This is a genomic window from Dehalobacter sp. (genome assembly GCA_023667845.1).
Lineage (GTDB): Bacteria > Bacillota > Desulfitobacteriia > Desulfitobacteriales > Syntrophobotulaceae > Dehalobacter.
Window position 1 is genome coordinate 1 of record JAMPIU010000158.1, and the last position, 16300, is coordinate 16300.

The 16300-nt window shown below is 44.4% G+C and carries 12 protein-coding genes; 2 read left to right on the plus strand and 10 right to left on the minus strand.

Features of this window, described 5'->3' with window-relative positions:
• Nucleotides 1-466 precede the first annotated feature (466 nt).
• The 10 genes from NC238_14070 to NC238_14115 all read right to left on the minus strand — a co-directional run bounded on the left by NC238_14070 (nt 467) and on the right by NC238_14115 (nt 14438).
• Nucleotides 467-1906 (minus strand): leucine-rich repeat domain-containing protein, encoded by a 1440-nt coding sequence (locus tag NC238_14070; GenBank protein MCM1567032.1) that lies wholly within the window; start codon nt 1904-1906, stop codon nt 467-469.
• Nucleotides 1907-2313: 407 nt separating this feature from the next.
• Entirely contained in the window at nt 2314-2484 is a 171-nt protein-coding gene (locus NC238_14075; GenBank protein ID MCM1567033.1) for a helix-turn-helix transcriptional regulator, read from the minus strand.
• A 15-nt stretch (nt 2485-2499) separates the two neighbouring features.
• Nucleotides 2500-2703 carry a hypothetical protein gene (locus NC238_14080; GenBank protein MCM1567034.1) on the minus strand — a complete coding sequence of 68 codons (204 nt, stop codon included), beginning with the start codon at nt 2701-2703 and terminating at the stop codon, nt 2500-2502.
• A gap of 465 nt (nt 2704-3168) precedes the next feature.
• Nucleotides 3169-3732 (minus strand): hypothetical protein, encoded by a 564-nt coding sequence (locus NC238_14085; GenBank protein MCM1567035.1) that lies wholly within the window; start codon nt 3730-3732, stop codon nt 3169-3171.
• Between the two features lie 149 nt (nt 3733-3881).
• Entirely contained in the window at nt 3882-6782 is a 2901-nt protein-coding gene (locus NC238_14090) for a hypothetical protein (GenBank protein ID MCM1567036.1), read from the minus strand.
• The gene (locus tag NC238_14095) at nt 6775-7725 is read right to left on the minus strand and encodes an SIR2 family protein (GenBank protein ID MCM1567037.1); all 951 of its coding nucleotides are present in this window, start codon (nt 7723-7725) and stop codon (nt 6775-6777) included. Before NC238_14095 ends, NC238_14090 begins: the two co-directional genes overlap by 8 nt.
• Nucleotides 7725-8897: a restriction endonuclease subunit S gene (locus NC238_14100; GenBank protein ID MCM1567038.1), complete on the minus strand. Its 1173-nt coding sequence runs from the start codon at nt 8895-8897 to the stop codon at nt 7725-7727. The genes NC238_14095 and NC238_14100 overlap by 1 nt, the downstream gene beginning before the upstream one ends.
• Entirely contained in the window at nt 8890-10668 is a 1779-nt protein-coding gene (locus tag NC238_14105; protein MCM1567039.1) for a type I restriction-modification system subunit M, read from the minus strand. The genes NC238_14100 and NC238_14105 overlap by 8 nt, the downstream gene beginning before the upstream one ends.
• 15 nt (nt 10669-10683) lie before the next feature.
• Nucleotides 10684-13125: a DEAD/DEAH box helicase family protein gene (locus NC238_14110; protein MCM1567040.1), complete on the minus strand. Its 2442-nt coding sequence runs from the start codon at nt 13123-13125 to the stop codon at nt 10684-10686.
• Between the two features lie 158 nt (nt 13126-13283).
• Nucleotides 13284-14438, minus strand: coding sequence for a Fic family protein (locus NC238_14115; GenBank protein ID MCM1567041.1), 1155 nt, complete (start codon nt 14436-14438; stop codon nt 13284-13286).
• Between the two features lie 160 nt (nt 14439-14598).
• Here NC238_14115 and NC238_14120 point away from each other — a divergent pair, with 160 nt between their 5' ends.
• Entirely contained in the window at nt 14599-15039 is a 441-nt protein-coding gene (locus tag NC238_14120) for a hypothetical protein (GenBank protein MCM1567042.1), read from the plus strand.
• Between the two features lie 133 nt (nt 15040-15172).
• Nucleotides 15173-16165 carry a ParM/StbA family protein gene (locus NC238_14125; GenBank protein ID MCM1567043.1) on the plus strand — a complete coding sequence of 331 codons (993 nt, stop codon included), beginning with the start codon at nt 15173-15175 and terminating at the stop codon, nt 16163-16165.
• Nucleotides 16166-16300 lie beyond the last annotated feature (135 nt).

Sequence of the window (16300 nt, forward strand, 5' to 3'; positions counted from 1 at the left end):
TGAGGGACGCTCTTCTGAAGAGGCCGGAGGATCTTTGGTTACGAGTTATTAGACGTATGATAGCGACTTTTTATGACAGGGTCAAGTAGTAGTTTTTTCGCGACCCGGAGGACGATGGTTGTGAATTAGTGAACGAACGTCCAAAAATCACGACCTTTTCGTTCTATCGTTCATATGCAATTTGTTAAGATTATTCAAGATTTTCGTTGTCACAAAAGGTCTATCGTTGCATAAAATGGATGTGTGTCAGTTATCATAAAATAAATCATTTCCTAAATCGTCAATTTTTTCACAATTTGACGATTTAGGAAACTTTAGTTATTTACCATAATCCCAAAAACCAGGTTTGTTTGAACTCGAAAGATAGAAATTAAGCCGAACAAGAGTCATCAATTTTCAAGATTACCCATTTGTACTTGACCTAATGTCATCTCGTCTGACATGTCTCGGCGACACCCTTTACTCCTTATTCGCCAGTCGGGAGCGTATACAATTCCCAGGCGGTCATGCCGAAGGTATCGACGAAGTATTGCTCCGCCAGTTCCAGGGAATGCTCATAAACGTTTTGGATGGCGGGATCGTTGAAGGCTTTGTTGAAGTATTGCTCCACGGTCAGATCAGGGTAACTACACCATTCGTCGACGAACTCACCGGTCTCTTGATAATAGGTGAAGCTCGCACCACCCTGTGCGAGATCGTCAGCACTAAAAGTAATACTTCTATCTGACAGGTGATAATTGACTACAATGCGATATTCATCACTGAGCTCAGTGAAAAATTGAACATCGAAATTCTGCTCTCCCCATTCGGGGCGGTGCACCTGGATGTTCACATCATTTCCGCTTTTATACTCATACCGATAGACCGCTTCCTCCTGTACCGGGAAAAAGCCCAGATTCTGGAGAGACGGCGGCTCATAGGGCAAGGTGAAGAGTTTTGCGGGGGTCATGTGGAAGGTGTTTTTAATGGTTTCATCAAAAAAGCGGATTGGCGCAAACAGCGGATCCTCGCCTTCAAGCACGTCCATGGCGGCACGGATCATCTGTTCTGCGTTCACCCGGTCTTCCCCTTTGATGGAAAATTCGCCAGTGTCGATGAAGTAGAGGTAGTTCACGGGCGGCTGACCTTCCTTATACATCTGGCAGACGTAAACTTTGTGCACATCATAATAACCAATGAAGGTTTTGTATTCATCATTCAGGTACAGGTCCATGCGGATGATATTCTGGTTGTCTTCCCTGGATGGCGGCCCCCACTGGTCATGGGTAACGGTGAAATTGGCTAGCTCGATATCGAAGTAAGCTTCGTGATTGTTGGGATCCAGGTTGAACCCGAGATCTTTAAGTGTGTATGGAATGATGAAATCTTTGTTGGCGAGAGTGGTGTAGATGTTTTCGAGGGATGAAAAGTCTTCAACGCTGCTTTTGTCGAGGTAAAGGGCTTGAAGGTTCGTCAACGAAGCCAGCGGGGAAACATCTGAAATGGTTGAATTGTCGAGCCACAGCACTTGCAAATTGATCAGGTTGGAGAGAGCGCTGTAATCTTGCGCCTGGCAGTTGGAAAGGATCAAGAGCTTAAGGTTGGTTAATTTGGCCAGAGGTGCGACATCCGTGACGGGATTGCCAGCCAGGGATAAGGCGGTTAGTTTGGTGAGCCCGGCCAGAGGGGAGATGTCGGTCACGGCGTTTTGAGACAGATCGAGGCTTTCGAGGTTGGTGAAGGCTTCAAGGCCGCTTAGGTTGTTGATCGGGGTGAATTTGGAGATCTGTCGCTGCAAAGAGTCGGTGAGATCCATGCGGGTGACGCCCTGGGCTTCCGCGAGGGTGATTTCGCCTTCAGTTTTGCCCATTGCGCCGCGTATCATAGCTTCCAGCACTGGATCAGCAAATGTTACGACGACGGGCATCGACGTCGCAACCGGGATTGATGGGGTTGTTGCCGCTGAGGGAGTGCTACAGGCTGTAAGGATTATGGTCAGCAAAACGGTTATAAGTTTATTATGAGGCTTCATCATCATAAGTAATCCTTTATATTATTTTGAGTGACAACTGTGAAGGTGGGCACCTTTTTTGGTTATTTCCATAATGAGAATTTTTACTACCCCTTTTTATTTTACACCAACCGTCTGATCACACGTAATGCCATAGAATTCGAAGGACATCACTGTTGACATTTGGGTTTTATAAAAAAATGACCCACCTCGGTGCGCTTGCATTGCAGAGGCGTGGTGGGTACTGTTGGATTGATTATAACCAGGTTTACACATAATAAGTCTTACCCGGCACACTTCCAGGCAACAAAACCCAAATAAGGTCATTTTGTTTCGGGAATTAACTTAAATTCAATCTTTGCGCCTAACGCCTCAGCGATCTTGGTAAGGAAGGATAAACTAGGGGCGCTGGTGCCATTTTCCAGTCTGGCGATGGAAGGCTGCCGTGCGCCAACCATATCAGCAAGTTGAGCCTGAGTTAAACCCCGCAACATGCGGAGCCGGGCAACCTAGTAGCCGGGGTCCAATTCCTCGGCATCAGCCAGGAAATCCGGGGCTTTATTTTTTTCCAGACTCCCAATCTTCAAATTGAAGCAATTTACTTCCTTCCATTCCATATCCTTTGGTTTTTTTTGGTCTAGATGATCAATGCTCGCAAGAACTAATTCGCCTAAACTAATCGGATCTGTTGATAAAGAAATCTCAATTATCATAATCCGGATTTCTTTATTTGCGTCATTTGTATAAAAGCTGACAAAACTCAAATTTGTTGCCTTTCACGAAAATGACCTTTTGTTACATCCGGCGATTAACACCGTCTGCGGCCATGCTGACGTGACGCAGACGCCTTGCTGACACGCCGCAGACGTTGACGCAAACCCTGCCGCAGACGTTGAACGAACAGGAAGGTTTCCAAGGTGTTCTTTCTGATGGTGAGGTAGGAAATATCAACTGAAGAAGAAAAGTATGGAATTGGTCACTTTCTCCGAGGGCAATGGCTAAATATCTGCATTGTTTTGAATATAAATTATCGATCACGCGGATGGAAATTGACTATTTTTGTGCACAAACAAATCGCCCGCATTTTTTTATGCGAAAAAACTCTCCAATACAGCGGGGAACGGTGTGGCACTTCGTTCTTGCCACTTCGATCCCCTAGAGTCTTAAGGGGGAACGGGTCAACGGAGTGACACATCGTTCTCTGTTGGATGGTCCCAGCTGGTTTTGAGAATATCACCCAACCGCCAGGGACGATACTCCCTGACCTCAACGCTCATATTGATATGGTTGGGTCCCAAATTGGAACCCTCAGGAGGAGGTGGAACATTATGAATATGACCATGTAGGTTGATCCATCCATCTTCCAAAGGAACAATCGGATGGTGTGAAAAGATCAGCTTCATTTGATTTTCTAATTCAACCAGTAATGAATTTTTAATCAGGATCAAGCCATGGGCTTCACAAAAAGACTGGCTCAACCGATCGTGGTTACCTTGGATTAAAAACAACCTTCCATTCAATATACCGGTCAACAGCTCGAAATTGACTTTCTTTCCCAATGCAAAATCACCCAGGTGCAGGACAGTTTCATCGGGAGTAATCAAATCGTTCCAGTTTTTGATGGTCAGTTCCTGCCAGTTTTCGGGGCGATTACAGTATCTTCCAATGTTCTCATGAAAGAAATGGGTGTCGGAAATGATCCATGTATTTTGGGTGATGGTAAGTGTGTTGTCGGGAGTCATCCTTTAATTATATTTGGAGATTTACATTTTTCTCTACCGGGTTTAGCAGAGGAACGACCTGGCAGTGTGTTCTTGCCTGGTCGTTCCTGTAGAGTTTAAAGGGAGAATTGTGTGTGATGGGGTGTGAGCATCTATTACCCAAATTTATGTTAATTCTCACCCAGAAGATATTTCCAATGAAAATCTCCGTGCTCGCCTCGATAATTTATAATGCCGACAGCAATTTTCCTGGCTTCTTCAAATTTACTGGCCATCGCTGCCCGAAGTATTTGTTCTTCGTCTTCATCCTTCGGCATCCACCAGACTTCTTTTGCAGCGAGAATAGCCATTTGTAAAAGCGTGACTGCGAAGAGTGGAAATTGACCACATTGTTTTGAAGCATATTCGATCAATTGTCGGGTATCAAATCCATCATGAAGATATTTGACTGATTTTTGAAGCGTTGGAAAAAGAAATTCCAAATCCACTGGGCTGTTTGCAAGCCATCGCAGATAATCAGAAATCTCTTGTGTATTGCGGTTGACTTCCTGAGTTTCAGCAAATTCTAAGCGTTTTTGCCAAAGCGTCCAACACTTTTTCCAAAGAATATCATCGAATGTCGGCTTATCGTTTCCAAGTACCTGACTTAACCAAAATACTCCTTGAGCTCGAATTGAATCTGGAGCATTTTCAAAAAACAGGTCCAGTAATTTATTTTCATGGCCAAAATCAGTTAATCCTGCCAAATATGCAAACATGATGTGCTGGGCCAGACGTTCATATGGAGACCCACCAAAGTGTTTTTCTTCATCTTGAGGTTGGCTCAATAACCTTAGTCCACGTTGGTATTGAGGGATTAAAAGTTTGAATACGTCTCTATACACATTGGAGGCAAAAATATATGCATCCCAAGCAGCTTTCCAAAAAGCATCCTTGTCCTCATCTTCAGGGAAAATCTTGAGTAGATTATTCTCAAGCCATTCATGCGAAAGGAAATACAACTGAGGAACGAAAGCACCATAAACAGAATGAACTGCTAAACTTGGGTCAGCTGTTATGTCTAACTTTTCATCGAGTATTTGTTGTATTTCGGGTTCAAGATGCCCTTCTTTACTTTTTTCCCCAGAAAGTTTATCATGCTGACGGCTCAGGTAAAGCGAGTAATGGAGAATTCCATGCATAGCCTCGCCGCGTATGCAATTCAACGAATGCGTGAACGGATCGAAACTGGTTTTGCTATCTGCGTCTGATTCGGGATCAGAATGATGTACAAGTTTAATCAATAAAGCGCGGATCCGATCCAGTTGGTCTCTTGTGAGGTAAGGGTCATCTGAATGAAGGGCTTCTCCGAGTAAATGTGCTACTTCCATTTGTGCAGCAAATAGCCCTGGTTCATGATCACCTGACGATCCCACAAAAGGACCATCTTTTTGTGTCATGATATATTCACAAAGGCTAAGGATTTCATTGGTTAGTTTGCCACCCTTGTTCTTTATGCCTTCACGAACACCTGACAAGTAATGATACACATAAACAAATCGAATTGCAGGGTCAGCTAAATATGAAGCAAAAATGTTGAACTTCGCTGGATCCTCGCTTACCAGCTTTTGAAAAGTTTGTGCCAGACTTTCTCTTGGGTTTAGAAATAAATCCTCCGGAACATAGGTCAGGAAATATTGTTTTATCTCTTCAAATGATTTTTGGGATAGTTCTTCAACGGATAAAGGACTTGGAGATCCACCCCATGAGGTTGTAACGATTGCTGGCCGTTCTGTGATATCTGGCTTACCGTGCAAGGCAGTTAATTTATTGAGGCGGGAAAGAGCATCCCCAGTAAGGAAATTTCGGATAATTTCTAGGTGAAACAATTCCCAATCTTCTCGAATCTCACGCCGATCCTCATCTGTCGCTTCCCGGTTTTGCCATTGCGCATAATTTTTAGCTCGTGAGTCAATGTCCGTTGGGCCTGAGAGAATCCATGAGATTACCTGCGATCTAACAAACTCGGAAGCATTAATAAATTGATCTCTCAGAAGACCACAATACTCTTTGGTATATTTATTGTTTTCTAGGGAATCCCGTTGTAATAATGCTTGATATATGAGATCAGGATAATTTTTCCCAAACGTACGCAAGGTGTATAAAGCAATCCGCTTGAAAATGATGTGCTCACTATTGAGATAAACTGCGAGAAACGTTTTACCTTCTTCGATATTTTGTTTGCATACCTCTGCTAAACCATCCCGAAGTCCATCAATCAAGATATCCAGTGCATCCGCATCGCCCCGATCAGATAAACGATTAGGGATGTCCATTCGCCAATAATAGCCAACCTGAAGCTCAGTATCCTCTGGATTTACTTGTTTGGTCAACTCAATTGTATTCTTGATCTGACGATCAAATGCTAAGACAACATTGACTGGCTTGAGCTGGATCAATTTCGACAATTGTTTCTCGCAGTACTCATTGACCCAGTAATGATCAGAACGAAAACGAACTGCTGAGCGATATTTAGAATACTCACTCTGAATTGGTGGCAAAACTGGTGTAATCACGTACTCCAATATTTGGATTGCGGCATCGACCAATCCATTTTCCGACATGTAATCAGTTAAGGAATTTAGCTTATTGGGCAACATATCTGAAAAGCGGCCACTTAACCAATTGTCAACAGCAAAAATAAGCTCTGCAGTTTTTGCTGGCGAGATTTTCAACATTGCATCCACCAGGATTTCTTGCACCCGCCAATTCTCAGTTCGGGTAGACTGTACAACAGATGCAACAATTTCTTCATACTGGCTAGCAAAGCGAGCAAGATATTCCCCCGCCGGCCAACTGGGCAGTTGAAATGAACCTGGATTGACTTCAATTGGATCCGGGGGATTATAAAAATAGCTGTCATTAAATAGTAATGGGATCCAAATCGGATTTTCCAGACCAGCAAAAAAATATCTCGCATATTTATCTTCGCGGATAAGCGTTAAGACCAGTTTAACCTGATCTGATGATGGATTGTCCTCAAATTTACAACCATCAAGTAACTTAGCCTGCTCATAGAAAGTGTTATCCATGGAATCCATCCTCGAACATTTCCCTATATACAACTGGTTCAGGGTAACGAATCTCAGTAGTCCGCATCCGTATATAAGATAAAAGTTTCTGTAGTACTGAATGCCGGTCCTTGTCACCACAATAGCATATTGGAAACAATCCTAATTCTCGAATCGCGTCTGCGTTTACCTGTGCTTCTTGATGCATGATGATGTAGTGCTTAGGTTGTATTCGTTTTCCAAGACCTACTTGAACCTCATTGTTTCCACGTCGCTCTAATTCCAATTGCGTAGCACGAATAACCTTAATTAAATCGGAATCTCCCAAGCTATAACCTATGAACACTAGCGTGCAAAATTCAGATAAACTTGCGAGAAACCTTGGTAAACCTGTGTTCATTTGATATGCCAATTCGTAATCTCTGTTTGAGAAAACGATTGATCCGATCAATCCCTCTGGATTTGTTGGCCTAATCACACCATGTATATGAAAGATATGGCAATCTCGCAATCTTGTTATATCGAGTTCTGGATAATATTGAACCGTTACTTGCTTTGAGATATTCATTGCTGCGTTTTCAAGACAATAATCGAAATTGGTTGTTATCCATGATAAGAACGGAATTGAACTTATCAATTGATGAACCGGCAAATAATCAAGTTTTCCATTGGGGCCAAAGATTCTTATTAACTCAGTTCTATAATTTTCTTCCCCCATTAAATTCCTTAGGAATTCAATTTGATCCCAATTCTCATCAGCGGGTAAATCAATATCATGCCCGATGATTGCCTCTGCTGATGTTTTTAGTCGGCTAATTGCTTCAGCAAATAGTGGATACCCAGCATCATGGGATAATCCTGCACCAATAAATGCACAAGATTTCTGAAGGGTGATTTGCTGAATAAGCCCATCAAGGTTTTTGATATTATCGTCTGAACGATCAATACCTAAAGGTAAATCCATTACAAATACTTCCCCTTATGAATTTTGTCTACATATGCATACAGCAATGCATGGGTCTCGTATATGCACTTCTTTTGCAAATTACTACATTGATCTAGCCTAATTTTGAACTCATTGAGTTGTTTTACAATTTGCTTCTGAATATCTATTGGCGGAATTGGAATTTCAATTTTCCCAAATAAGCCAGATCGTAACCTAGGCAACATTAATGAATGAGTTAAATTAATGGCTTGTTCCACAAATACAGGGCTTCTCAAAAATATTGCTAAAAACTCAGTATCAATGATATTAAGTTTTGGTATCAAAACGTATTGGTCAACAGAACATAAACCTTCTCGATCTGCAATCCAAACTTTATTTAGGTATGGTCTCAGATAACCATAAATGACGTCTCCAGGATAAAAACGGAATTTTCTACCGTTTAAGGTCTCAATATTTACTAATTCTTCACCTGAACGAAGACCTGTTTCAGATTCTATGTGTTGAAGCCCAATAAAGACTGCCTTACCAGATTTCTTATCCGAAGGTCGAAGTAAATCGTTTCGAAAGGAAATGACTTGATCTACTGAAATTGATGAATATTGAGCTAGCAATTGTTCAAATATGTTCATAGATTTAGCACGTACTAATTTACTAGTCTCAAGATATGCTTTCTCCTGAAGTTCGAGTACACAAAGGACTTTCTGTGCCATTTGTGTAATTAGATTAACAATTCGATGTTGCTCGGAAATTGATGGTAAAGGAATCAAAACTGGTAATAAACGTTTTGCCTTAAGTTCAGTTTTGATTCCTTGCGGTACTTGCTGTGAAAGAATATCCTGAAAATATTGGCTGCGCAGCAACCACCAAAGATAGCGAATATCCGCTTTTTCTTTATTGACTTGGTAAGCTGCATAGTGAATTGTCGCTGCCACCTTTTGAGATGACCCGGGATCGTAAATTGCAATAGCACCTTTCATTGCATTGATGCCAGAAAGAACAAGATCACCCGGATGGATCAGAATCATTTTCGTGTTCGTGTCCGAATCAGTTCGAAGTTCAATCCCTCCATCAGAAAAACGGATTTTACTGATAATAGGAATGTCTCCCGCCCGAACTAATGCCGGATCCGGTGTCTCATTTCTTTCTGTAAGAATTTCTCCTAGAGCCACTTGCGGCCACTGCTTAGGCATGATTATCCTCTCCTGCCAGCAGTTCCTGAATTTCTCCAATCAATTCTGAAATCCTCGCCTGTTTATCAGCAATATCCGCGATCAACTCCTCCGGTGGGCGGTGGGCGAAACCGTTCTTGCGCTTAGGGTTGGCAGCGCTCAGGTCGTAATTTTTCTTTACAATCTCTTCCACCGGAACGATCCAACAGCGTTCATTCTGGGGTGGTTCGGCTGAACGTTCCTCCGCAGGTGCTTTCAACCATGCCTGGTATGACCGCCACATTTCCAGGCAGTCCGGCAAATTGTTTTCAGAGATCGGTTTCTGTGTTTTGGTCAGGCTGAAGCCCACTGTACTGACCTCGTAGTACCAGATCTGTTTGGTTGGACCCAAATGGTCGAAGAATAATAAATCCGTTTTGGGCCCCGTGCCACTGGAAACCACATTGGCAAATACACCTGCTGGCAGTGAAACAATTGCATACAGGTTGTATTCTTCCAGCAGCTCTTTCTTGGTATCCACATAAGCACGCTCACTGGATTTGAACAGCACCCCTTCATCGATCACCATCCCCACTCGACCATCGCGGCGCAGGCGGTGCATAATGTGCTGTACGAACAGAATCGAGGTGGCTGAAGATGGATAAGGAAAATTTGCTTTGACCGATTCGATATTTTCGGTACCGCCAAAGGGCGGATTGGTCAAAATTACATGGTAACGTTCCTTTTCGCTATACTTGCGAATATCGTCACTGAGCGTATTTTTCCGGACGATGTGGGGGACGGGGATTTCATGCAAAACGCTGTTCATTACACCCAGCAGGTAAGGCAGCGGTTTTTTCTCCTGCCCGAAGAAGGTGGCATCGCGTAGTTTATGAAAATCGCTCGTCAATGAAACTTGATTGGCCAACATGTGAGCATAGGCTTCCACCAGAAAGCCGGCTGATCCGCAGGCAGGGTCATAGACCGTTTCACCAATTTTGGGGTCTACCATCTCAACCATAAATTGGATAATTGGGCGGGGTGTATAGAATTCTCCAGACATACCGCCTTCGCGTCCCATTCGTACCAACAAGCTTTCGTAAAGATGTGAGAGGGTATGAATATTTTCAACTGCGTGAAAATCGATTGTATCAACCACAGCAATGGCATCTCGCAGGATAAAACCATCCTTCACCATTTTTGATGGGGCTTCTTCAAAGATCTGCCGGATGACTGCTTTTTCTTCCGTTCCGGATAATTCTCTCAAATGAGGAAAAAGATAATCGGTCAGGTAACGGATCAAAGTTTTTCCAGTTAAGCCGCCCAGGATCGCTTCTGCCATGTGACGGTCTTCCTCATCGCTGCTCTCAATTAAGGGCTTGAGTGCATCGCGCTGCAATTGCTGCTCAGTTTCAACCCGTTCAGAAGCTATTTGTACCTTTTGCTCCCCGGATTCAAGAGCCAGGTGAGCGTTCTTGATTTCTTGGGGATCTTTCTTCGTCGAGCTTTCCAGGGCAACAAGGTTTTTTTGTAAAGTTCGTAAGGCGGATTGAGCTTCCAACGATAAGGAGCGTGCCTGCTCAATTCGTCCACCAGTCCAAACAGACCAGCGATAAAAGCCATCAATCACCCGCTCGTAAGGTTGACCTGCGTATTCAGCTTCATCCGCACGGGTATCTTCCTGATCCTCGTGCGATTTCAGAAAGAGCAACCATGAAATCTGCTCTACATAATCTAATAAACTCTGCGTATTGTCATCCCGGCGAAGGATATCGCAAGCTCGCCAGAATTGTGCATCTAAGTCGTTTGGCATGAATTCTCCTGGGGTTTACTGATAAAGTCTTTGAATTAATGTGTTGCGCGCCTGCACAAACTGCCGCATACCGCCAAATAATGGAGCTACCTGGCCTACCTCGCGCCGGATTGGAGGTAATTTGAAGACCTCAGGGTCTAAAATTTCATCCAATCCACCCTGGATGTAGCGTTCAATCAAGGTGTGCAAGATCCGCCGGGCATTTTCATTGTATGTTTCAAAAAATTGCTGGTTAAGGTTGAACAAGGCAACCGCCCGCTCCTCTCGGCTGTGCATATTCTCATCAAAAGCAATATGCGCCAAAAGATCATAACTATCCACATCCGGTCGCTTGAGAATTTCGGTTAATACATCAAGCGCAATTTGATGCTCTTCTAGCTGATGTAGCAATGCTTTTCGTCTCTCTGGATCACACCAGCGGCTTCGTAATTCCATTAATGAGGAACAAACCTGGATGATCTCTTTGCGAACTTTCTTCAGGTAATCCTGCGGAGAAACCAGGTTGCCTTGGGCGTCCCGTTCCTCATATTTCTCATCCACGATGTGAACTTCTAATCCGCTGACCCGGATCATTTTTTCCTTAGGGGGTTGGCTGGGTTTGAGTTGAATTGGTAATATGGAGGGAGTACCCTGAGCAATGGTTATCGTCGTTTGGATTTTCTTGTGCCCATAAGCTGATGCAGTTACAACCACCTCGCCTGCCGGCAATTCCGAAAATAAAAATTGCCCATCCGAGCCTGTCCGCTGTTGCATTATCTCATTCGGCCCCAATTGGACTGTGATTACTGCATCGGGTATTGCGGTGCCGGTGTCTTCAGAAACCACCTTTCCCCCCAACCAGCAGACTCGCGGGCCGGTAGTTGTTGCGCCACCAGTGGGTGGTGGGGTCGGTTTATCCCAATCGTCGAACAAATCAGTTGCACCGGTATAATCAATAATTCGGAACCAATATTTATCGGTGTCTTCACACAATCGGCTACCGCGGCCAATAATTTGCTTGAAAACTGTTGGTGATGTAATTGTTTTGAAAAAAACAATGTTGCGCACGCTGGGGGCATCAACTCCAGTGCTTAATAAATCTACTGTCGTAGCAATCACTGGCGTTGGCTTTTCAACCGCCTGAAATTTTTCTAAAAGGGCTTGGGCATCTGATTCTTCAGAAACAATGCGCACAGAATAATTTGAAACATTCAGATCACGATTGAGCCGATTCAAGGTATCCCTGACTTCTAATGCGTGCTCCTGGCTGACACAGAAAACTATGGTTTTCTCCATTCGGCCATAAATTCGTAGCAATTTTGTCAAATGCTCGCAATGAAGGCGAACGCGATCCGGCATCGTGATCTGGCGTTCGAAATCTGGTGTGGAATAATGGTCCTTTGGGGCTGCATCTGGCGGAATTTCAACCGTAGCGCCTTCCTTAATGACCTTTTCGAGAGTCAATCCTTCGATATCCAGATCGGTTTTTGCTTTATGAATTTTGTAATTAGCTAGAAAACCATCATCAATTCCCTGTCCCAACGAATAGGTGAAGAGAGGTTCTCCAAAATATTGAAATGTATCAATATTGTCCGTGCGTTTTGGGGTTGCTGTCATACCCAACTGTATTGCATTTGGAAAATGTTTTAATATTTCATTCCATGTTCCAAAACCGCTGCGATGGCATTCATCAATAATGATCAGGTCAAAGTAATCATTTGGAAATTGCTCAAATGCCCGTAACCCTTCTGGTGTGGAAGCATAAAGACCCTGGTAAATTCCAAAATAAATTTGGCGACCTTTGAGGATATCATTACCACCATTGATCTCTGCGCGTGGATCGCCTGTTCCCTCTTTAAAGGGTTCAAAAGTGTTATAAGCTTGACTTCTTAATACTACCCGGTCAGCCACAAACAAGACACGTTTATTCGCAAAGTAACCAGATTTAAATAATTTCCACACAATCTGGAAGGCAATGAAGGTTTTTCCTGTTCCAGTAGCAAGATTTAATAAAATCCGGTTTTGACCTTTTAGAATTGATTCAACAGTGCGATTTACCGCTACTTCCTGGTAGTAGCGCATCATCTTCTTTCCCGTTGGGTCCCGCCAATACGGCTGCAAGAGTGGATTTACCGGTCGATTTGCATCGAGAATTCGGTAGTCACATAATTTTTTCCATAGTTCATCGGGGGTAGGAAACTCATCTACTCCTAGAGAGCGCTGTGTATTCGAGGTGAAATCCCATTCCTCAAAACCATGCCCATTGGAGGAATAAGCAAACAATAGACCAAGTTTCTCTGCGTAGCCCATTGCCTGTTGCAAACCGGCACCAATCGCATGATCCTCATCTTTAGCTTCTACAACTGCAATGGGAAGTGCCTCACCATACCGAAGCAGGTAGTCGGCTTTTTGAGGTTGAAGTTTCTGATGTCCATCACCCTGGAGGACGATCTGACCAGCAGTGATTGGATATTCCATGGTGATTCGTGGTCCAACCCAACCGACCTTTTGTAAAGTGGGTGTTATGAGATGTAGTTTTGTGTCTTCTTCGTTATATGTCATAATGTTTGGTATTGTCGGAGACTATAGAAATATTTACTCCATTTATTATAGGTCAGCTTGGCATTTTGTTAGCTTTAGACACTCTTTTCAATTACCTGTAAAATCTCATTCGCTCTAAAAACTCGATTACGCGCCTTGCCAGTGCCCTCTAGAATCCCCTGCTTTACCAATTCATCAATATAACGTTCAGCAGTTGGATAAGGCAAGGCAAGCTCCTCTTCAACCGTGCGTACAGAAATAAGTGGCCGGGCAAAAAGAAGATCCACAACCTGGAGTAAACGAGCTGCAGAGCGCCCTTGCTGGAAGCGCTGGCGATAATTCTCTCTCAGATCGTTGATACGCTTAACACGCGCTGCCGCATCGATTGCTTGAGAGGAAACACCATTTAAGAAAAAGCTCAACCAAGAATTCCAATTCCCTTTTTCAGAAACGCCACGCAGATTGGCATAATAATCAGGCCGGTTGGTTTCAAAAAAAGCGCTCAAATATAATAAAGGCTGAGGCAGCAAATTCCAAGCGCACAACAGTATAGAAATCAACAGCCGGCCCAATCGTCCATTACCATCCGGAAAAGGATGGATGGCTTCAAATTGATAATGAATTAAGCCCAAACGGATCAGTGGAGGAAGATTGGATGACTCATTGATGTACAACTCCAATTGTTGCAATGCCTCCATCATTTCTTTGGGTGGGGGCGGAACATAAGTGGCAGTGGCAAGGCTGCTCCCTGGAGGACCAATAAAATTCTGGCCTTGTCTGAATTCACCCGCTCGGAACTGTTCCCCACGCACCCCTTCCAGAAGGATACCGTGCAATTCACGGATCAGACGTAAACTTACGGGTAAGCTGCTCATCCGCTCGAGGCCATATTCCAAAGCGCGTACATAATTATGTACTTCTCTCACATCATCCGGGGCGTCAAAAAGCGGCAATTGGATTGCTTCATATGCCAGCACATCCGCAAGCGATGCCTGCGTACCTTCAATCCGGGAAGAAAGAACGGCCTCACGTCTGAGGAAAGGTCGCACCAATAAATGTGGATTGGGTAATGATCTGCCTATACCAGCCAATTCCCCTAAAGCGCGGTCAGCAAGCGAGAGCACCTCGATCAACCCGGAATCCCAGGTTAGATTCCTCGGTGGAAGGGGATTAGGTACATAGGCAAATCCCCCCTCGGGGATTGAGATTAAATGGCCGCTTGTGTTTTCCTGGAAATCTTCAGGGTTCATGCTATCTTCTCACAAGTGATAATAAGGAAATTATTGTTATCATTATACGAGTATTTTGATAACAAGTAAAGAAAATTTTGGGGATCACTTTCAATGCTGGACGATCCTTCACTTTCACTGTATGATTAACTTGTAGTAAATCGAATTCTGTGAGCAGTCCGTGAAACTCGATCAATCCCGATTGGAATATTACATCACCCCCGAGCAAGCCGCCAAACAGCTTGGGATGGATTTGGATTCTATTTACCAACTGGCCGATGAGGGAAAACTTCAGGCAGCCGTGATGACCGATGGGGATATTGGTATCAGTCAAATCAGCGTGAATAATCTACTGCCCAAGGAAGCCTTACCTGAGTATCAGCTCAATGCCGGCTTGAAAGGCGTTCCGATCAGCATCAGTGAAGCCGGTCGGAAATACAAGCTCAACACTTCCACACTCACGCGCTGGATGCAGCGAGGGCTGATCCACCAATTGGGCAAAGAGGGTCGAAAGACACTGTTGGATGAAGCGGATGTGGCTTACTGCGCCAGAGTCTATCGCCAAAACAGTGGTCAGGGCAAATGGGCATTTGATGATTCGGGCCGGCCATATAAAAAGTAATCCCCCGAATAATTACTACATGTTATTGATTAACTTGGAGTAATATGTTACAATAAATTCAACCGATGAGGTTGATTTTTTTACCTCAATTTGCTCCAAGTTAGCTTGTATCATGTAGAATAAAGGAGATTGCATGACAGAAACAATGAATTTTGGACTCGATCTGGGAATGGGAGCGCTCAAGCTGCACGGGAAACAGCAGAGCATTCAATTGATCTCTCAGGTCGCGGTTAATAATGGTCCTCTGGTAGGGCGCATGCTGGGATTGGGCAGTTCCCGCCTGCCGCTGCGGATCGCTTTGCCGTCGGGAAGCACGTTTTTTGTCGATAGCGGTGCACACGACAGCGGACGGCCCGTTGAGAACCTGAGTATGGATCGTTTTGCCGGTTCACCGGAAATGCTGGCACTTTTCAATGGGGCATTCACCCGCTTGATCCTGCGATCGGGGGATATTTCTCAGCCGGTCAGTATCACCTGTGGTTTGCCATTGGATACCCTCTCCGGAGAGGAAGCACGAACCACGGTGGAGAGTATTCAGCGTTGGATGAAGGCAGATCACATCTGGAAAGCCAATGACCAGGAATACCACCTGAATGTGGCTGAGGTTCGGGTTACATCTCAGCCGGCTGGTGCACTGTTTGATTATGTGCTGGATGATGAAGGCAAGGTCGTACCTGAGCGACGCAGCGCATACACCCAGGAGGTCGGGGTTGTATCCATCGGCATGAACACCACTGAATTACTGGTTGTGCGCGAAAAAGTTCCGGTTCAACGCTTTACGGGTTCTTCAACCACTGGTGTACGCCGGCTTTTGGAGCTGGTCAACGGTCAACAGCTTTACTCCCTGGGCGAATTGGATACGCTCTTGCGTGCCAATAAGCTCGACATTTCGCAAGCACTACCAATCTGGGAGCGTGAGGTCACTGGAGAGATTGAAAAGCGGTGGGGCAAAGCCTGGCGGCGTTTCACAGCTGTCATCCTGGTAGGCGGTGGGGCGATCCTACTCAAGAACTCATTGCCTTATTTCTTCAACGGTAAAGGCATCCTGGCGGATGATCCTGTTCAATCGATTGCGAGGGGTTTATGGAAACTATCGTTATTTCAGAACCACAATCGAAAAAACTAAGCATGGGTTCAAAGCGCGGTCGCCCAAAGCTGGATTGCAAGGTTCATCAGATTCGTTTCACGCTGAGCCTGCGAGAAGGGGAGGATGATGATCTGATCTTCTTCTTTTCCGATATTCCCGAACGGAGGCGAGCTG